This window comes from Streptomyces odonnellii (genome assembly GCF_000981895.1).
GTDB classification, from domain to species: domain Bacteria; phylum Actinomycetota; class Actinomycetes; order Streptomycetales; family Streptomycetaceae; genus Streptomyces; species Streptomyces odonnellii.
Genome location: NZ_LATD01000254.1, coordinates 1 through 17,625 on the forward strand (window position 1 = coordinate 1; position 17,625 = coordinate 17,625).

The 17,625-nt window shown below is 67.4% G+C and carries 16 protein-coding genes, 3 tRNA genes and 2 rRNA genes; 19 read left to right on the plus strand and 2 right to left on the minus strand.

Annotation, left to right across the window (positions count from 1 at the left end; translation table 11 throughout):
• From WH07_RS22870 to WH07_RS22915, 10 genes are all read left to right on the plus strand, one after another.
• A 23S ribosomal RNA gene (locus tag WH07_RS22870) occupies positions 1 to 233 on the plus strand; the annotation flags it as partial.
• Positions 234 to 313: 80 nt separating this feature from the next.
• Positions 314 to 430: ribosomal RNA gene (gene rrf / locus WH07_RS22875) — 5S ribosomal RNA — on the plus strand.
• Between the two features lie 142 nt (positions 431 to 572).
• A tRNA-Thr gene (locus WH07_RS22880) sits at positions 573 to 645 on the plus strand.
• Positions 646 to 694: 49 nt separating this feature from the next.
• A tRNA-Met gene (locus tag WH07_RS22885) sits at positions 695 to 767 on the plus strand.
• Between the two features lie 92 nt (positions 768 to 859).
• A complete protein-coding gene (gene rpmG, locus WH07_RS22890) occupies positions 860 to 1,024 on the plus strand; it encodes a 50S ribosomal protein L33 (protein WP_003956487.1) in 165 nt (54 codons plus the stop codon).
• 108 nt (positions 1,025 to 1,132) lie between these two features.
• Positions 1,133 to 1,585, plus strand: a complete 453-nt coding sequence (locus WH07_RS22895) for a MaoC family dehydratase N-terminal domain-containing protein (protein WP_046503179.1) — start codon at positions 1,133 to 1,135, stop codon at positions 1,583 to 1,585.
• Between the two features lie 5 nt (positions 1,586 to 1,590).
• Entirely contained in the window at positions 1,591 to 2,019 is a 429-nt protein-coding gene (locus WH07_RS22900) for a MaoC family dehydratase (RefSeq protein WP_046503180.1), read from the plus strand.
• Between the two features lie 196 nt (positions 2,020 to 2,215).
• Positions 2,216 to 2,776 carry a TetR/AcrR family transcriptional regulator gene (locus WH07_RS22905; RefSeq protein ID WP_046503183.1) on the plus strand — a complete coding sequence of 187 codons (561 nt, stop codon included), beginning with the start codon at positions 2,216 to 2,218 and terminating at the stop codon, positions 2,774 to 2,776.
• 172 nt (positions 2,777 to 2,948) lie between these two features.
• Positions 2,949 to 4,388 carry a DHA2 family efflux MFS transporter permease subunit gene (locus tag WH07_RS22910; RefSeq protein WP_046503186.1) on the plus strand — a complete coding sequence of 480 codons (1,440 nt, stop codon included), beginning with the start codon at positions 2,949 to 2,951 and terminating at the stop codon, positions 4,386 to 4,388.
• A gap of 32 nt (positions 4,389 to 4,420) precedes the next feature.
• A complete protein-coding gene (locus WH07_RS22915; RefSeq protein ID WP_046503188.1) occupies positions 4,421 to 5,476 on the plus strand; it encodes a UDP-N-acetylmuramate dehydrogenase in 1,056 nt (351 codons plus the stop codon).
• Between the two features lie 68 nt (positions 5,477 to 5,544).
• Here WH07_RS22915 and WH07_RS22920 read toward each other — a convergent pair whose 3' ends face one another.
• A complete protein-coding gene (locus WH07_RS22920) occupies positions 5,545 to 6,594 on the minus strand; it encodes an adenosine deaminase (protein WP_046503191.1) in 1,050 nt (349 codons plus the stop codon).
• Between the two features lie 175 nt (positions 6,595 to 6,769).
• A complete protein-coding gene (locus WH07_RS22925) occupies positions 6,770 to 7,996 on the minus strand; it encodes a pyridoxal phosphate-dependent aminotransferase (RefSeq protein ID WP_046503195.1) in 1,227 nt (408 codons plus the stop codon).
• A 237-nt stretch (positions 7,997 to 8,233) separates the two neighbouring features.
• Between WH07_RS22925 and WH07_RS22930 the strand changes: the two genes are divergently transcribed.
• The 9 genes from WH07_RS22930 (at position 8,234) to rpoB (ending at position 17,535) form a co-directional block, all read left to right on the plus strand.
• Positions 8,234 to 8,306, plus strand: a tRNA-Trp gene (locus WH07_RS22930).
• A gap of 109 nt (positions 8,307 to 8,415) precedes the next feature.
• Positions 8,416 to 8,700, plus strand: coding sequence for a preprotein translocase subunit SecE (gene secE / locus WH07_RS22935; RefSeq protein ID WP_046503197.1), 285 nt, complete (start codon positions 8,416 to 8,418; stop codon positions 8,698 to 8,700).
• Between the two features lie 72 nt (positions 8,701 to 8,772).
• The gene (nusG, locus tag WH07_RS22940) at positions 8,773 to 9,654 is read left to right on the plus strand and encodes a transcription termination/antitermination protein NusG (protein WP_046503199.1); all 882 of its coding nucleotides are present in this window, start codon (positions 8,773 to 8,775) and stop codon (positions 9,652 to 9,654) included.
• A gap of 211 nt (positions 9,655 to 9,865) precedes the next feature.
• Positions 9,866 to 10,300 (plus strand): 50S ribosomal protein L11, encoded by a 435-nt coding sequence (rplK, locus tag WH07_RS22945; protein ID WP_046503201.1) that lies wholly within the window; start codon positions 9,866 to 9,868, stop codon positions 10,298 to 10,300.
• Between the two features lie 85 nt (positions 10,301 to 10,385).
• Positions 10,386 to 11,108, plus strand: a complete 723-nt coding sequence (gene rplA, locus WH07_RS22950) for a 50S ribosomal protein L1 (protein ID WP_046503203.1) — start codon at positions 10,386 to 10,388, stop codon at positions 11,106 to 11,108.
• Between the two features lie 162 nt (positions 11,109 to 11,270).
• Positions 11,271 to 12,143, plus strand: a complete 873-nt coding sequence (locus WH07_RS22955) for a DUF6612 family protein (RefSeq protein ID WP_052744530.1) — start codon at positions 11,271 to 11,273, stop codon at positions 12,141 to 12,143.
• Between the two features lie 301 nt (positions 12,144 to 12,444).
• A complete protein-coding gene (rplJ, locus tag WH07_RS22960; protein ID WP_046503206.1) occupies positions 12,445 to 13,005 on the plus strand; it encodes a 50S ribosomal protein L10 in 561 nt (186 codons plus the stop codon).
• A gap of 84 nt (positions 13,006 to 13,089) precedes the next feature.
• Entirely contained in the window at positions 13,090 to 13,473 is a 384-nt protein-coding gene (rplL, locus tag WH07_RS22965) for a 50S ribosomal protein L7/L12 (RefSeq protein WP_046503209.1), read from the plus strand.
• 579 nt (positions 13,474 to 14,052) lie between these two features.
• Positions 14,053 to 17,535, plus strand: coding sequence for a DNA-directed RNA polymerase subunit beta (gene rpoB, locus WH07_RS22970; protein WP_046503214.1), 3,483 nt, complete (start codon positions 14,053 to 14,055; stop codon positions 17,533 to 17,535).
• Positions 17,536 to 17,625 lie beyond the last annotated feature (90 nt).

Genomic DNA, 17,625 nt, shown 5'->3' on the forward strand with positions numbered 1-17,625 from the left:
GGACGGACGAACCTCTGGTGTGCCAGTTGTTCTGCCAAGGGCATGGCTGGTTGGCTACGTTCGGGAGGGATAACCGCTGAAAGCATCTAAGCGGGAAGCCTGCTTCGAGATGAGGACTCCCACCCCCACTGAGGGGGTAAGGCTCCCAGTAGACGACTGGGTTGATAGGCCGGATATGGAAGCCAGGTGACTGGTGGAGTTGACCGGTACTAATAGGCCGAGGGCTTGTCCTCAGTTGCTCGCGTCCACTGTGTTAGTTCTGAGACCACGAACAGCTGTGACTTTTTCCGGCGGGTTGTGTGTTTCATTGTGTTTCGGTGGTTATAGCGTGAGGGAAACGCCCGGTTACATTCCGAACCCGGAAGCTAAGCCTTACAGCGCCGATGGTACTGCAGGGGGGACCCTGTGGGAGAGTAGGACGCCGCCGAACAAACTTTATGGAAATGCCCTGTACCAGAGGTCTGGTACAGGGCATTTTTGCGTTCATCGCCGTTCATGACCCATTCAAGTCCCGTTCAGAGCCGAGGTTCTGAGAACCGCTCAACATCGGGTATGCTTTACCTCGTTGCCGCGCCCCAATAGCTCAGTCGGTAGAGCGTCTCCATGGTAAGGAGAAGGTCTACGGTTCGATTCCGTATTGGGGCTCAGATGTTCGGTGACCCTCGCCCGTCCGGGCGAGGAGATCCAACATCGCAGCGGTGTAGCTCAGTCGGTAGAGCAAGCGGCTCATAATCGCTGTGTCACCGGTTCAAGTCCGGTCACCGCTACACAAAGTAGCCGATTGTGGGGTCGGTCCTTCGATCGGCTACTCTTTTCTGCGTTCATCTGTTCATCCGTTGTCCGTCCAAGGAGCACTCACGTGGCTGCCACCGACGTCCGCCCGAAGATCACGCTGGCCTGCGTGGAGTGCAAGGAGCGGAACTACATCACCAAGAAGAACCGGCGCAACAACCCGGACCGTCTTGAGATGAAGAAGCACTGCCCGCGCTGCAACTCGCACACCGCGCACCGCGAAACGCGCTGAATCAGGCTCGTCTGCGAGGCCGTCCCCATTGGGGGACGGCCTCGTGTCGTTTGTAGCGGCCCCCGTGCCGTTGTGTAGTGGTCACATCCATCAGGAGGGAGCGAGTCCATGGCGCTCGATCAGTCCTTCGTGGGGCGGAGCTATCCCCCCACCGAGCCGTACGAGGTCGGCCGGGAGAAGATCCGCGAGTTCGCCGAGGCGGTGCGCGACCCCAATCCGGTGTACACCGACCCCGAGGCCGCCAAGGCGCTTGGTTACAGCGACCTGATCGCCCCGCCGACGTTTGTGTTCGCGATCACCTTCAAGGCGGCGGGCGATGTCATCGCGGATCCGCAGCTGGGCCTGGACTACAGCCGGGTGGTGCACGGCGACCAGAAGTTCGCGTACTCCCGTCCCGTACGGGCGGGGGACCGGCTGACCGTCACCTCGACCATCGAGACGATCAAGTCCCTCGCCGGGAACGACATCATCGACGTACGGGGCGAAGTGCACGACGAGGCCGGCGAGCATGTTGTGACCGCGTGGACGAAGCTGGTGGCGCGGGCCGCCGGGGAGGCATGAGACCGATGGCCGCGAAGATCGGTTACGACGAGGTCGAGGTCGGTACGGAGCTGCCTGCGCAGAGCTTCCCCGTCACCCGGGCGACGCTGGTGCGGTACGCGGGTGCGTCGGGGGACTTCAACCCGATCCACTGGAACGAGAAGTTCGCGAAGGAGGTCGGTCTCCCGGACGTCATCGCGCACGGCATGTTCACCATGGCCGAGGCGATCCGGGTGGTGACCGACTGGGTCGGCGACCCGGGGGCCGTCGTCGAGTACGGTGTCCGCTTCACCAAGCCCGTCGTGGTGCCCAACGACGACAAGGGCGCGCTGGTCGAGGTCAGCGCCAAGGTCGCGGCCAAGCTGGACGACAGCCGGGTACGGGTGGACCTGACGGCCATGAGCGCGGGCCAGAAGGTGCTGGGCATGGCCCGCGCGGTCGTACGGCTGGCCTGAGCGGTGCCACCAGCTCAACGCGGGTGGGCATCACATGACGCAGGTGGGCGCCACGCCGCGTGCGCGACGACTACATCTGTACGTGAAGATCACAGCGCGTAGGTAAGGGGCGCCGGCCATTACGGGCGCCCCTTACGCCGGGCCTCACGCACATCGGGGGTTGACAGAGTTAGTGAGTGGTCAATAACTTACTCGTATGGTCAGGATGAGCGCAGAAGAGCGGCGCGAGAGCGTCATCCGTGCGGCGGTCACCGAGTTCGCCCGCTCCGGATACAACGGCACCTCCACGGAGGCGATCGCCCGGCGGGTCGGCGTCTCCCAGCCGTATCTCTTCCGCCTCTTCCCCAACAAGGCGGCCATCTTCCTCGCCGCCTCGCAGCGCTGTCTCGCGGACACGATCCATGTCTTCGAGCAGGCGTCCGAGGGGTTGGAGGGCGAGGAGGCCCTCCATGCCATGGCCACCGCGTACCAAAAACTCATCGCTGACGATCCGGAAAAGCTGCACATGCAGATGCAGATGTATGTCGCGGTGGCGTCCGCCGAGGCCGCGGGCGATCACGCCTTCGGTGATTCCGTACGGGCCGGCTGGCTCGTGCTCTGGGACACGGTCCATCTCGCGCTCGGGGCGGACGTCGACGAGACCACCGGCTTCCTGGCGTACGGAATGCTGATCAACACCCTTGTCTCGCTGGGCTTCCCGTCCGGGAACCGCGTCTGGTCCGGTTTCTTCGACTCGGCGCGGCCGGTCGAGGGCTGAGCCGCACGTCTTTGCCCCTCACCTCTCCCTTCGCACTCCTCCCTGCTCGCGGCTTCCTGCCCGCATGTCCTTCTTCTGCGCTGAGCTCTGCCCCAAGAAGTTAGTCATCCATAACTAACCTGCGCGAACCAATCCGAAAGCCAACCCGAAAGCCAACCCGAAAGAGAGAGCGATGCCTCAGTCAGCAGCCCGCGGCTCCGCCGCCTGGGCCCTTGTCATCACCGGCGCCGCCAGCTTCATGGCCGCCCTGGACAACCTCGTCGTCACCACGGCCCTGCCCTCCATCCGCGAGGATCTCGGCGGTGCGCTGGAGGACCTGGAGTGGACGGTCAACGCGTACACGCTCACCTTCGCGGTGCTCCTCATGTTCGGGGCGGCCCTCGGTGACCGGTTCGGCCGCCGCAGGCTCTTTCTCACCGGTCTGACGATCTTCACCGGTGCCTCCGCCGCCGCGGCCCTCTCGCCCGGTATCGACGCGCTGATCGCCGCGCGCGCCGTCCAGGGCGTCGGCGCGGCGATCATGATGCCGCTCGCGCTCACCCTCCTCACCGCCGCCGTCCCCGCGGAACGGCGTGGCGCGGCCCTCGGGATCTTCGGAGCCATCACCGGCCTCGCCGTCGCCAGCGGCCCGCTCGTCGGCGGAAGCCTCACGGAGCACTTCTCCTGGGACTGGATCTTCTGGCTGAACGTGCCGATAGGCCTGGCCCTGCTGCCGCTCGCCCGGCTGCGCCTCAAGGAATCGCACGGCCCCGGCGCCCGGCTCGACATCCCCGGCACCGTCCTGATCAGCACCGGTCTCTTCGGCATCGTCTACGCCATGGTCAACGCCAACGCCGAAGGCTGGACCAGCAACACCGTGCTGCTCGGTCTGTTCGCGGGGACGGCGCTGCTCGTGGCCTTCGTGTTCCACGGCCTGCGCCGCCCGGACGCGATGCTGCCCATGCGCCTCTTCGCCAGCCGCGCCTTCACCGGGATCAACGCGGCGAGCCTGCTGATGTTCCTGGGCATGTTCGGCTCGATCTTCCTGCTCAGCCAGTTCCTCCAGGGCGTTCTCGGCTACTCGCCCACCGAGGCCGGTCTGCGGATGCTCCCCTGGACGGCGATGCCCCTGCTCGTCTCCCCGATCGCCGGTGTGGTCTCCGACCGTATCGGCGGCCGTCCCGTCGTGGCGGCCGGACTGGCGCTCCAGGCCATCGGGCTCGGCTGGTTCGCGCTGGTCATCGAGCCGGGGGTGGCCTACTCGGCGCAGCTTCCCGCCCTGATCATCAGCGGTATCGGCATGGGAATGTACTTCGCCCCGGCCGCCAGCCTGGTCATGTCCAGCGTCCGCCCCGCGGAACAGGGCATCGCCTCCGGCGCCAACAACGCCCTGCGCGAGGTCGGCGGAGCACTCGGGGTCGCGGTCCTCGGCGCGGTCTTCGCGGCGCGAGGGGGATACGAGTCCGGCGACGCGTTCGTCGACGGCACCGTCCCCGCGCTCTGGATCGGCGCCGGGGCGGTGGCGCTCGCGGCGCTGACCGCCCTGCTCATCCCAGGGCGGCGCGCCCGCCGGACGGCCCCGGCCGCGGAAGGTGCGCAGGAGGTGAAGGAGTACGAGTCCGCCGCCGCCTGACGCGCCACACCGCCCGGCCCCCGGGCCGTCCCGTGCAGGAACTCCACAACGCGCCCCTCGCCCCCCTCACCACCTTCCGGCTCGGCGGCCCCGCGACCCGCCTCGTCACGGCCACCACCGACGACGAGGTCATCGCCGTCGTACGGCAGGCCGACGCGGCCGGCACCCCGCTCCTGATCATCGGTGGCGGCAGCAATCTGGTCATCGGGGACCGCGGTTTCGAGGGCACCGCACTGCGCATCGGCACGCGGGGCTTCGCCCTCGACGGCACCGCGCTGGAGCTGGCCGCGGGCGAGATCTGGAGCGACGCGGTCGCCCGTACCGTCGAAGCGGGCCTGGCGGGCGTCGAATGCCTCGCCGGCATCCCCGGATCGGCCGGTGCCACGCCCATCCAGAACGTCGGGGCGTACGGCCAGGAAGTGTCCAGCACGATCACCGAGGTCGTCGCCTACGACCGCGCCACGCGCGCCCCCGTCACGCTCACCAACGCCGAGTGCGCCTTCTCGTACCGCCACAGCCGCTTCAAGGAGCACCCCGAGCGCTATGTGGTGCTGCGGGTCCGCTTCGCGCTGGAGGACGCCGACGGGCTGTCCGCCCCGCTCAAGTACGCCGAGACGGCCCGTGCCCTCGGTGTCGAGCCCGGTGACCGTGTCCCCGCCGCCGTCGCCCGGGACACCGTCCTGAAGCTGCGGGCGGGCAAGGGCATGGTGCTGGACCCGGAGGACCACGACACCTGGTCGGCAGGCTCCTTCTTCACCAACCCGGTCCTGGCCGACGAGGAGTACGCCGAGTTCCTCGGCCGCGCAACGGCCCTTCTCGGCGCCGATGTGACACCGCCCGCGTTCCCGGCGGGGGAGGGGCGTACGAAGACCTCCGCCGCCTGGCTGATCGACAAGGCCGGTTTCACCAAGGGGTACGGCACGGGCCCGGCCCGTATCTCCAGCAAGCACACCCTCGCCCTCACCAACCGGGGCGGGGCGACCACCGAGGACCTGCTCGCGCTGGCCCGGGAGGTGGTCGCCGGGGTGCACGCGGCCTTCGGGATCACGCTCGTCAACGAACCGGTGACGGTAGGCGTGACCCTCTAAAGAAGACACGCACAGAAGACACCGATCACGCGCCCGGAGAAGGAACCGATTGCGCGGCGAGGCACCGGTTACGCGTCGGACCCCGCGGGTTCGTCCGCGAGCCAGGCGTCGACCCCCGCCAGCAGCTTCTCCCGTACCTCCGGCGGCGCCGCCGAGCCCCGTACCGACTGCCGCGCCAGCTCCGCCAGTTCGGGGTCGCTGAACCCGTGGTGGGCGCGGGCCAGTTCGTACTGAGCCGCCAGCCGGGAGCCGAACAGCAGCGGGTCGTCCGCGCCGAGCGCCATCGGAACCCCGGCCTCGAACAGCGTCCGCAGCGGCACGTCCTCCGGTTTCTCGTACACCCCCAGCGCCACATTGGACGCCGGGCAGACCTCGCAGGTCACCCCGCGCTCCGCGAGCTTGCGCAGCAGCCGGGGGTCCTCCGCCGCCCGGACGCCGTGCCCGATCCTGGCGGCGCGCAGATCGTCCAGACAGTCCCGTACGGACGCGGGCCCGGTCAGCTCGCCGCCGTGCGGCGCGGCCAGCAGCCCGCCGTGCCGGGCGATCGCGAAGGCCCGGTCGAAGTCCCTGGCCATCCCGCGCCGCTCGTCGTTGGAGAGACCGAAGCCGACGACGCCCCGGTCCGCGTACCGCACGGCGAGCCGCGCCAGGGTCCTGGCCTCCAGCGGATGCTTCATCCGGTTCGCCGCGACCAGCACCCGCATCCCGAGACCGGTCTCCCGGGCGGCCGTGTCCACGGCGTCCAGGATGATCTCCAGAGCCGGGATCAGCCCGCCCAGCATGGGGGCGTACGACGTGGGGTCGACCTGGATCTCCAGCCAGCCGGAGCCGTCCCGTACATCCTCCTCGGCGGCCTCGCGCACCAGCCGCTGGATGTCCTCAGGGGTACGCAGACAGGACCGGGCGATGTCGTACAGCCGCTGGAAACGGAACCAGCCGCGCTCGTCGGTCGCGCGCAGCCGCGGCGGTTCGCCGCTGGTCAGCGCGTCGGGGAGATGGACGCCGTACTTCTCGGCGAGTTCCAGCAGGGTCGTGGGCCGCATCGAGCCGGTGAAGTGCAGATGCAGATGGGCCTTGGGCAGACGACCGAGATCGCGGGGTCGGGTGGTGCTCTCCATTCCAGGATCCTGCCGCACGTGAGGGCCTGCCGACAGCCTCTTTCCCCTATCGAGATCTTGCTCGAACGCAAAAACGGGCCCCCGGTCCTGATCGGGAGCCCGTTCTCGCATGGCTTTCGCGAATGTCCCGGAGCCGGTTCGCGCGAAGCACGCGTGACGTCGCTCCTGGGCGAAGTCAGTCCTGGGCCTCGGCGAGCAGCTTCTGGATCCTGGCGATGCCCTCCACCAGGTCCTCGTCGCCGAGCGCGTACGAAAGCCGCAGATAGCCGGGCGTACCGAAGGCCTCGCCGGGTACGACCGCGACCTCCACCTCCTCCAGGATCAGCGCGGCCAGCTCGACCGTGGTCCGCGGGCGCGAGCCCCGGATCTCCTTGCCGAGCAGGCCCTTCACCGAGGGGTACGCGTAGAAGGCGCCCTCCGGCCGCGGGCAGACCACGCCGTCGATCTCGTTGAGCATCCGCACGATCGTCTGCCGGCGCCGGTCGAAGGCGTCGCGCATCTCGGCGACGGCGGTGAGATCGCCGGAGACCGCCGCGAGCGCCGCGGCCTGCGCGACATTCGACACGTTTGAAGTGGCGTGCGACTGGAGGTTGGTCGCGGCCTTGACGACATCCTTGGGGCCGATGACCCACCCCACCCGCCAGCCGGTCATCGCGTAGGTCTTCGCCACCCCGTTGACCACGATGCACTTGTCGCGCAGCTCCGGTACGACGGCGGGCAGCGAGGTGAACTCGGCGTCTCCATAGACGAGGTGCTCGTAGATCTCGTCCGTCATGACCCAGAGCCCGTGCTCGACGGCCCAGCGGCCGATGGCCTCGGTGTCGGCGGGGCTGTAGACCGCGCCCGTCGGGTTCGACGGCGAGACGAAGAGGACGACCTTCGTACGCTCCGTGCGGGCCGCCTCCAACTGCTCGACGGAGACCCGGTAGCCGGTGGTCTCGTCGGCCACGACCTCTACCGGGACACCGCCGGCCAGCCGGATCGACTCGGGGTACGTCGTCCAGTACGGCGCCGGGACGATGACCTCGTCGCCCGGGTCCAGTATGGCCGCGAACGCTTCGTAGATCGCCTGCTTGCCGCCGTTGGTCACCAGGACCTGGGAGGGCTCGATCTCATAGCCGGAGTCACGCAGTGTCTTCTCGGCGATGGCGGCCTTCAGCGCGGGGAGCCCGCCGGCCGGGGTGTAGCGGTGGTACGCGGGGTTGCGGCAGGCCTCGACCGCAGCGTCGACGACATATCCGGGCGTCGGGAAGTCGGGCTCGCCGGCGCCGAAGCCGATCACCGGACGCCCGGCGGCCTTGAGGGCCTTGGCCTTGGCGTCCACGGCGAGGGTCGCGGACTCGGAGATCGCGCCGACTCGGGCGGAGACCCGGCGCTCGGTGGGTGGGATTGCAGCGCTCATACGGCCATGGTCCCAGACCCGAAACCGCACCGGCACACAGGTTTCCCATGATGGACACATCAGACGACGAGCTGCCCGCCGGACGGGTCGGGGACCGGTCCTCGACGGATCCGGCGCAAGCTGTTCGACGCGGGCGCCGGGACCACGTACACTCACTCGTCGTTGGCTCTCGGCAGACAGGTCCGTACCAGGCACTCCGTGCACCCGGTCGGATGCGGTAGGTTGAGGTTGACACAAAGGGTCGTAGCTCAATTGGTAGAGCACTGGTCTCCAAAACCAGCGGTTGGGGGTTCAAGTCCCTCCGGCCCTGCTACACACACCTTCGCCTAGGCTGTGTGCGCATGTACGTATATTCAACGCATCGCCGTGCGGCTCCCCCGGGCGCGGCACGGCCACGACCGGGAATCAGGTGAGAGAGCGTGACGGACGCCGTGGGCTCCATCGACAAGCCTGATGCCGACGATGAGTCCGAGGAGTCGAAGAAGCCACGCAAGGGTGGCAAGCGCGGAAAGAAGGGTCCTCTGGGCCGTCTCGCGCTCTTCTACCGTCAGATCGTCGCCGAGCTGCGCAAGGTCGTCTGGCCGACTCGCAATCAGCTGACGACGTACACCACAGTGGTGATTGTCTTCGTTGTCATCATGATCGGTCTGGTGACCGTGATTGACTATGGCTTCCAGCAAGCGATCAAGTACGTCTTCGGCTGATCCCGCGGAGGGCGCCCGGCGCGGCGCCCCTTTCGCGTGTTCCACCCATTGAGCCAGGAAGAAGCAGCCACCGTGTCTGACCCGAAACTGAACGACGCCAGCGAGTCGGAGGAGTCCCGAAAGGACGAAACCGGCATCGTCGAGGCGGCGGACGCTGTCGAGCCAGACCAGGCCGAAGCCGCTGATGTCGCCGCGGGCGAGCCGGCCGAAGAGGCTGCCGTCCATGTCGAGGACGACGGGACCGGAGCGGACGACGACTCCGCCGAGGATGCGCACGACGCCGACGACGAGGCCGGGGCCGACGGAGCGGACGCCGAGCCTCCGGCCGATGTGCCCGCTGACCCGATCGCCGCGCTCCGCGAGGAACTGCGCGGACTGCCGGGCGAGTGGTATGTGATCCACACCTACGCGGGCTACGAGAAGCGCGTGAAGGCCAACCTGGAGCAGCGCGCCGTCTCGCTGAACGTCGAGGACTTCATCTACCAGGCCGAGGTCCCCGAGGAAGAGATCGTCCAGATCAAGAACGGCGAGCGGAAGAACGTCCGCCAGAACAAGCTCCCGGGCTATGTCCTGGTGCGTATGGACCTGACGAACGAGTCCTGGGGCGTCGTCCGCAACACCCCGGGCGTCACCGGCTTCGTGGGCAACGCCTACGACCCGTATCCGCTGACCCTGGACGAGATCGTCAAGATGCTCGCGCCGGAGGCCGAGGAGAAGGCCGCCCGCGAGGCGGCCGAGGCCGAGGGCAAGCCGATGCCAGCCCGCAAGGTCGAGGTCCAGGTGCTGGACTTCGAGGTCGGCGACTCGGTCACCGTCACGGACGGCCCGTTCGCCACGCTCCAGGCGACCATCAACGAGATCAACGCCGACTCGAAGAAGGTCAAGGGCCTGGTCGAGATCTTCGGCCGCGAGACCCCGGTCGAGCTGAGCTTCGACCAGATCCAGAAGAACTGAGCACGGGACCGGCCGGGCGCCGCGCGCCCGCCGGGACGGTTCGCCCGCTTTCTGGAACCACAGCTTCCGACCAGGTCAGACAGGCTTCCGCAGATGTCTGACCTGTCGGTTTTTAGCCGCGCACCTATACCCGTTATCGTTGTGCGGTATGCCTCCAACCGGATGACCGGATGGCCGGCTGAAAACTCTCACTAGGACCCGGAGAGAGCACATGCCTCCCAAGAAGAAGAAGGTCACGGGGCTCATCAAGCTCCAGATCAGCGCCGGCGCGGCCAACCCGGCTCCGCCGGTCGGCCCCGCGCTGGGCCAGCACGGCGTCAACATCATGGAGTTCTGCAAGGCCTACAACGCCGCGACCGAGTCGCAGCGTGGCATGGTCGTGCCGGTGGAGATCACGGTCTACGAGGACCGCTCCTTCACCTTCGTCACCAAGACGCCGCCGGCCGCCAAGCTGATCCTCAAGGCCGCGGGTGTGGACAAGGGCTCCGGCGAGCCGCACGTCAAGAAGGTCGCGAAGCTCACCCGCGACCAGGTGCGCGACATCGCCACGACCAAGATGCCCGACCTGAACGCGAACGACCTGGACGCCGCCGAGAAGATCATCGCCGGCACCGCCCGTTCCATGGGCATCACGGTCGAGGGCTGACCCCACCGGTCACGCCCCGTGGCAGGGCCCTGCGCGGCCCGGACCACACCCTCCACCCTTGTATGAAGAACCACCAGGAGAAGAAGTGAAGCGCAGCAAGGCTCTCCGCGGCGCGGACGCCAAGATCGACCGGGAGCGCAGCTACGCCCCGCTCGAAGCCGTCCGTCTCGCCAAGGACACCACCACCACCAAGTTCGACGGCACCGTCGAGGTGGCCATGCGGCTGGGCGTCGACCCGCGCAAGGCCGACCAGATGGTCCGTGGCACCGTGAACCTTCCGCACGGCACCGGCAAGACCGCCCGGGTCCTGGTCTTCGCAACCGGTGACCGTGCCGAGGCAGCGCGCGCCGCGGGCGCCGACATCGTCGGCGCCGACGAACTGATCGACGAGGTCTCGAAGGGCCGTCTGGACTTCGACGCCGTCGTAGCCACCCCGGACCTCATGGGCAAGGTCGGCCGTCTCGGCCGTGTCCTCGGCCCGCGTGGTCTGATGCCGAACCCGAAGACCGGCACGGTCACCCCTGATGTCGCCAAGGCTGTCACCGACATCAAGGGCGGCAAGATCGAGTTCCGCGTCGACAAGCACTCGAACCTGCACTTCATCATCGGCAAGGTCTCCTTCGACGAGACGAAGCTGGTCGAGAACTACGCCGCGGCGCTGGAGGAGATCCTCCGTCTGAAGCCGTCCGCCGCGAAGGGCCGCTACATCAAGAAGGCGACCCTCACCACGACGATGGGCCCCGGCATCCCGCTGGACGCCAACCGCACCCGCAACCTCCTCGTCGAGGAGGACCCGGCCGCCGTCTGACACTGACGGCAGCCTCGGGTCGTACTGTCGTACGCACGCAAACCGGTCCCCGCACCTCTCCTGAGGTGCGGGGACCGGTTCGTTATTCGGAGGGCGCTGTCCGAGGCGGCGGGTAGAGTTCACCCGGCTTGAGAGATCTTTTGCATAACTGTGGGGGGATTCATGAAGACGATGTACCGGAACGCCGCGGCGGCCGCGCTCGCGGGAGCGCTGGTCTGGGGTATGGCGGCCTGCTCGGCACAGACGGAGAGCGGCAAGCCCGCCGCGGACGGCAAGGCCACGACGAAGAGTGTGGAGATGTCCCCTGTCGCGGCCGTGCAGAAGGCCGCGGACAACAACGAGAAGATCACCTCGTTGAGCTACACGATGAAGGGCAGCGTTCCCGGCGAGGGGTCCATCAGCGGCGAGGCCGCGATGAGCATAAAGCCGCTGGCCGTCCAGATGAAGATGCGGGGCGAGGTGGACGGGAAGCAGCAGGAGTTCGAGATCCGGCTCACCTCTGACGCCATGTACATGAACGGTGGCAAGGAAGCCGCCGCTGAGATGGACGGCAAGAGCTGGATCAAGTTCCCCATGGCGGCCCTCGCGAAGTCCGGCGAGAGCCCCCTGGGCGGGCTGTCCAGCCAGGTGGACAAGAACCCGGCCGCGGAGTCCGGCGCACTCACCGCCGCCAAGGACCTGAAGAAGGTCGGCGAGGAGACCGTCGACGGGGTCGCCACGACGCGCTACACCGGCACGCTCACGCTGGAGCAGATGGCCGCCGCGCTGGGGGACGACCCGAAGGCCCGGGAGAAGCGCGAGAAGACGCTCAAGGCGTACAAGGACATGGGCGTCGACAGGCTGACGATGGACATGTGGATCGACGGTGAGGACCACACCAAGCAGTTCCGCACCCGGGGCGAGTCCAAGAAGGGCCCGCTGGACCTGACGATCACCTTCGAGGACTTCAACAAGCCGGTCGGGATCAAGGCCCCGCCGGCCTCCGAGACCGTGGACCTCGCGGAGATGATGAAGGGCGTCCAGCCCGCCGCCTGACGCGGCCACGCGCCGTCGGCGCCGGTCGGCCGTCCGCGGGCCGGCCGGCCCCGATTTGCCTGGCACGGCGCGATGCACGTACTCTCACCGGGAAGCCAAAGACCGCTGGTCGTTGCCGTGTGCTCGTACGAGGGCGCGGTGGCCGAAGGATCCGCTAGCCGCGGACGACCTGCGCAGGTGACTGTGGACAGCTCCCGGATTCCATTCGGTCGAGCTACGCCCCGTGCGCCTGCGCCGGGGCGTTTCGTTGTGCCCAGCCCCTTCCGAGCGGTCCTCATCACCCGGAAGGAGGCCGACGCTCATGGCAAGGCCCGACAAGGCTGCCGCGGTGGCGGAGCTGACGGACAAGTTCCGCAGCTCGAACGCCGCCGTGCTGACCGAGTACCGGGGTCTCACCGTGGCGCAGCTCAAGGAGCTGCGCCGTTCTCTCGGTGAGAACGCCCAGTACGCCGTGGTGAAGAACACGCTGACCAAGATCGCGGCCAACGAGGCCGGGATCAGCACGCTGGACGACCTGTTCGCGGGTCCGACGGCTGTTGCCTTCGTCACCGGTGACCCGGTGGAGTCGGCGAAGGGTCTTCGTGACTTCGCCAAGGACAACCCGAATCTCATCATCAAGGGCGGCGTCCTTGACGGCAAGGCGCTCAGCGCCGATGAGATCAAGCAGCTCGCGGACCTCGAGTCCCGCGAGGTTCTGCTCTCCAAGCTGGCGGGTGCCATGAAGGGCAAGCAGTCCCAGGCTGCCTCCCTCTTCCAGGCGCTTCCGTCGAAGTTCGTCCGCACCGCGGAAGCGCTTCGCGTCAAGAAGGAAGAGCAGGACGGTGCCGGTACGCCGGCTCCCGTCGAGGCCGACTCCGAGTAATCACGCTCGTTCGGTCGGAGCGGGCCGGTACGCCCGCGGAACTGTACGTACGGCACCAGCCGACATAGTGGAAGGACCGCCATCATGGCGAAGCTCAGCCAGGAAGACCTGCTCGCGCAGTTCGAGGACATGACCCTCATCGAGCTGTCCGCGTTCGTGAAGGCGTTCGAGGAGAAGTTCGACGTCACCGCCGCCGCCGCGGTCGCCGCCCCGGTCGCCGGTGTCCCCGGTGCCCCGGTCGAGGCCGTCGAGGAGCAGGACGAGTTCGACGTCATCCTCACCGGTGCGGGCGAGAAGAAGATCCAGGTCATCAAGGTCGTGCGTGAGCTGACCTCCCTGGGTCTGAAGGAGGCCAAGGACCTCGTGGACGGCGCCCCGAAGCCCGTCCTGGAGAAGGTCGCCAAGGAGGCCGCCGAGAAGGCCGCCGAGTCCCTCAAGGGCGCCGGCGCCTCCGTCGAGGTCAAGTGACCCCATACGAGTCCGCCACCGCCCGCCCCCAGGGCGTACGGAGGCAGTCTCGGCGCCCCTGAGGCGCGATGTTGACGCGAAGGGCGATCACCCAGTCGGGTGGTCGCCCTTCCGCGTTCACGTGGGGGCTGCCTTGCTCTTCCGGCGGCGGCGAGTATCGTGATCATCGCCGTTCTCCCGTACGCCCGGTAACGCTCCGCAGGGGGTGGGGGGCCTTGACGAACCGCACGCAGCGCGCAATTCTCAGGAACGCGTCGGCACAATCGATCCGGATCCGAGGCATGGATCGACGACGAAGAGGGCAGTATCGATGTGCGCCTACGGCGCGAAGGCTTCAGCGGTTGAGACAAGGGTGTTGAGAACAACGAGGGTGTCGGAAAACCCGGTCTGGACATCAGTGTGCCAAGTGGCTACACTGTCCCTTTGCGCTGCCTGTTAGCTGCTCCCTGCCCGTCACCAGGGGCACCCCCTCGTATGAGCATCGGTGGTTGAAAGGCCCTGAACTGGGCTTTCTGTCTCCGTGCCCAGCCTGGGACCGGTACGCGCGTAGTGAGTCCGAGCCCTCGGAAGGACCCCCTCTTGGCCGCCTCGCGCAACGCCTCGACCGCGAATACGAACAACGGCGCCAGCACCGCCCCGCTGCGCATCTCCTTTGCAAAGATCAAGGAGCCCCTCGAGGTTCCGAACCTCCTTGCGCTGCAGACCGAGAGCTTTGACTGGCTGCTCGGCAATGCCGCTTGGAAGGCTCGTGTCGAGGCGGCTCTCGAGAACGGGCAGGACGTCCCCAGGAAGTCCGGTCTGGAGGAGATCTTCGAGGAGATCTCCCCGATCGAGGACTTCTCCGGGTCGATGTCGCTGACCTTCCGCGACCACCGCTTCGAGCCCTCCAAGAACTCGATCGACGAGTGCAAGGAGCGCGACTTCACCTTCGCCGCCCCGCTCTTCGTCACCGCCGAGTTCACCAACAACGAGACCGGCGAGATCAAGTCCCAGACGGTCTTCATGGGCGACTTCCCGCTCATGACCAACAAGGGCACCTTCGTCATCAACGGCACCGAGCGTGTCGTGGTGTCGCAGCTCGTCCGCTCGCCGGGTGTCTACTTCGACTCGTCGATCGACAAGACGTCCGACAAGGACATCTACTCCGCCAAGATCATCCCGTCCCGGGGTGCCTGGCTGGAGATGGAGATCGACAAGCGCGACATGGTCGGTGTCCGTATCGACCGCAAGCGCAAGCAGTCCGTGACCGTCCTCCTCAAGGCTCTCGGCTGGACGACCGAGCAGATCCTGGACGAGTTCGGCGAGTACGAGTCGATGCGCGCCACCCTGGAGAAGGACCACACCCAGGGCCAGGACGACGCCCTGCTCGACATCTACCGCAAGCTGCGCCCGGGCGAGCCCCCGACGCGTGAGGCCGCTCAGACGCTGCTGGAGAACCTCTACTTCAACCCGAAGCGGTACGACCTCGCCAAGGTCGGCCGGTACAAGGTGAACAAGAAGCTCGGCGCGGACGAGCCGCTGGACGCCGGCGTGCTCACCACCGACGATGTCATCGCGACCATCAAGTACCTGGTCAAGCTGCACGCCGGTGAGACCGAGACGGTCGGGGAGAACGGCTCGACGATCGTGGTCGAGACCGACGACATCGACCACTTCGGCAACCGCCGTCTGCGCAATGTCGGCGAGCTGATCCAGAACCAGGTCCGTACGGGTCTGGCGAGGATGGAGCGCGTCGTGCGCGAGCGCATGACGACCCAGGACGTCGAGGCGATCACGCCGCAGACACTGATCAACATCCGGCCGGTCGTCGCCTCCATCAAGGAGTTCTTCGGCACCAGCCAGCTCTCGCAGTTCATGGACCAGAACAACCCGCTGTCGGGTCTCACCCACAAGCGCCGTCTGTCGGCTCTTGGCCCGGGTGGTCTCTCCCGTGAGCGGGCCGGCTTCGAGGTCCGTGACGTGCACCCGTCGCACTACGGCCGCATGTGCCCGATCGAGACCCCCGAAGGCCCGAACATCGGTCTGATCGGCTCGCTCGCCTCGTACGGCCGGGTCAACGCGTTCGGCTTCGTCGAGACCCCGTACCGCAAGGTCACCGACGGCCAGGTCACCGACGAGGTGGACTACCTGACCGCCGACGAGGAGGACAGGTTCGTCATCGCCCAGGCGAACGCGACCCTCTCCGAGGATCTGCGCTTCACCGAGCCCCGGGTCCTGGTCCGCCGCCGTGGCGGCGAGGTCGACTACGTCCCGGGCAACGACGTGGACTACATGGACGTCTCGCCGCGCCAGATGGTGTCGGTCGCGACCGCCATGATCCCGTTCCTGGAGCACGACGACGCCAACCGTGCCCTCATGGGCGCGAACATGATGCGCCAGGCCGTGCCCCTGATCACCTCCGAGGCCCCGCTCGTCGGCACCGGCATGGAGTACCGCTGCGCGGTCGACGCCGGGGACGTCATCAAGGCCGAGAAGGAGGGTGTGGTCCAGGAGGTCTCCGCGGACTACATCACCGTGGCCAACGACGACGGCACGTACACCACGTACCGCATCGCCAAGTTCTCCCGCTCCAACCAGGGCACCTCGGTCAACCAGAAGGTCGTCGTCAACGAGGGCGACCGGGTTGTCGAGAGCCAGGTGCTGGCGGACGGTCCGGCCACCCAGCTCGGCGAGATGGCGCTCGGCAAGAACCTCCTCGTGGCGTTCATGCCGTGGGAGGGCCACAACTACGAAGACGCGATCATCCTCAGCCAGCGGCTGGTCCAGGACGACGTCCTCTCCTCGATCCACATCGAGGAGCACGAGGTCGACGCCCGGGACACCAAGCTCGGCCCCGAGGAGATCACCCGGGACATCCCGAACGTCTCCGAGGAGGTCCTCGCGGACCTCGACGAGCGCGGCATCATCCGGATCGGTGCCGAGGTCGTCGCCGGGGACATCCTGGTCGGCAAGGTCACGCCCAAGGGCGAGACGGAGCTGACCCCGGAGGAGCGGCTGCTCCGCGCGATCTTCGGCGAGAAGGCCCGTGAGGTCCGTGACACCTCGCTGAAGGTGCCGCACGGCGAGACCGGCAAGGTCATCGGCGTACGGGTCTTCGACCGCGAGGAGGGCGACGAACTGCCGCCGGGCGTGAACCAGCTCGTGCGTGTGTACGTCGCCCAGAAGCGCAAGATCACCGACGGCGACAAGCTCGCCGGACGCCACGGCAACAAGGGCGTCATCTCCAAGATCCTGCCGATCGAGGACATGCCGTTCCTGGAGGACGGCACCCCGGTCGACATCATCCTCAACCCGCTGGGCGTGCCGTCCCGGATGAACCCGGGGCAGGTCCTCGAAATCCACCTCGGCTGGCTCGCCAGCCAGGGCTGGAAGGTCGAGGGCAGCGAGGAGTGGATGGAGCGGCTCAAGGCCATCGGCGCCGACGACGTCGCCCCCGGCACCAATGTCGCCACCCCGGTGTTCGACGGCGCCCGCGAGGACGAGATCTCCGGTCTCTTCGAGGCCACGATCCCCAACCGCGACGGCAACCGGATGGTGCAGCCGTCCGGCAAGGCGCACCTGTTCGACGGCCGCTCCGGTGAGCCGTTCCCGGACCCGATCTCGGTCGGGTACATGTACATCCTCAAGCTCCACCACCTGGTCGACGACAAGCTGCACGCACGGTCGACCGGCCCGTACTCGATGATCACCCAGCAGCCGCTGGGTGGTAAGGCCCAGTTCGGCGGTCAGCGCTTCGGAGAGATGGAGGTGTGGGCGCTGGAGGCTTATGGCGCCGCGTACGCCCTCCAGGAGCTGCTGACGATCAAGTCCGACGACGTGACCGGCCGCGTGAAGGTCTACGAGGCCATCGTCAAGGGCGAGAACATCCCCGAGCCCGGCATTCCCGAGTCCTTCAAGGTGCTCATCAAGGAGATGCAGTCGCTCTGCCTCAATGTGGAGGTGCTGTCCTCGGACGGCATGTCCATCGAGATGCGCGACACGGACGAGGACGTCTTCCGCGCGGCGGAGGAGCTCGGTATCGACCTGTCCCGGCGCGAGCCGAGCAGCGTCGAAGAGGTCTGACGGGTTGGCCGGCCGGATCCCGTATCCGGCCGGCTCTCCCCGGACCCGATCAGACCATTGCTGAAGTGCCCCATATTTCTCGCTGACGCG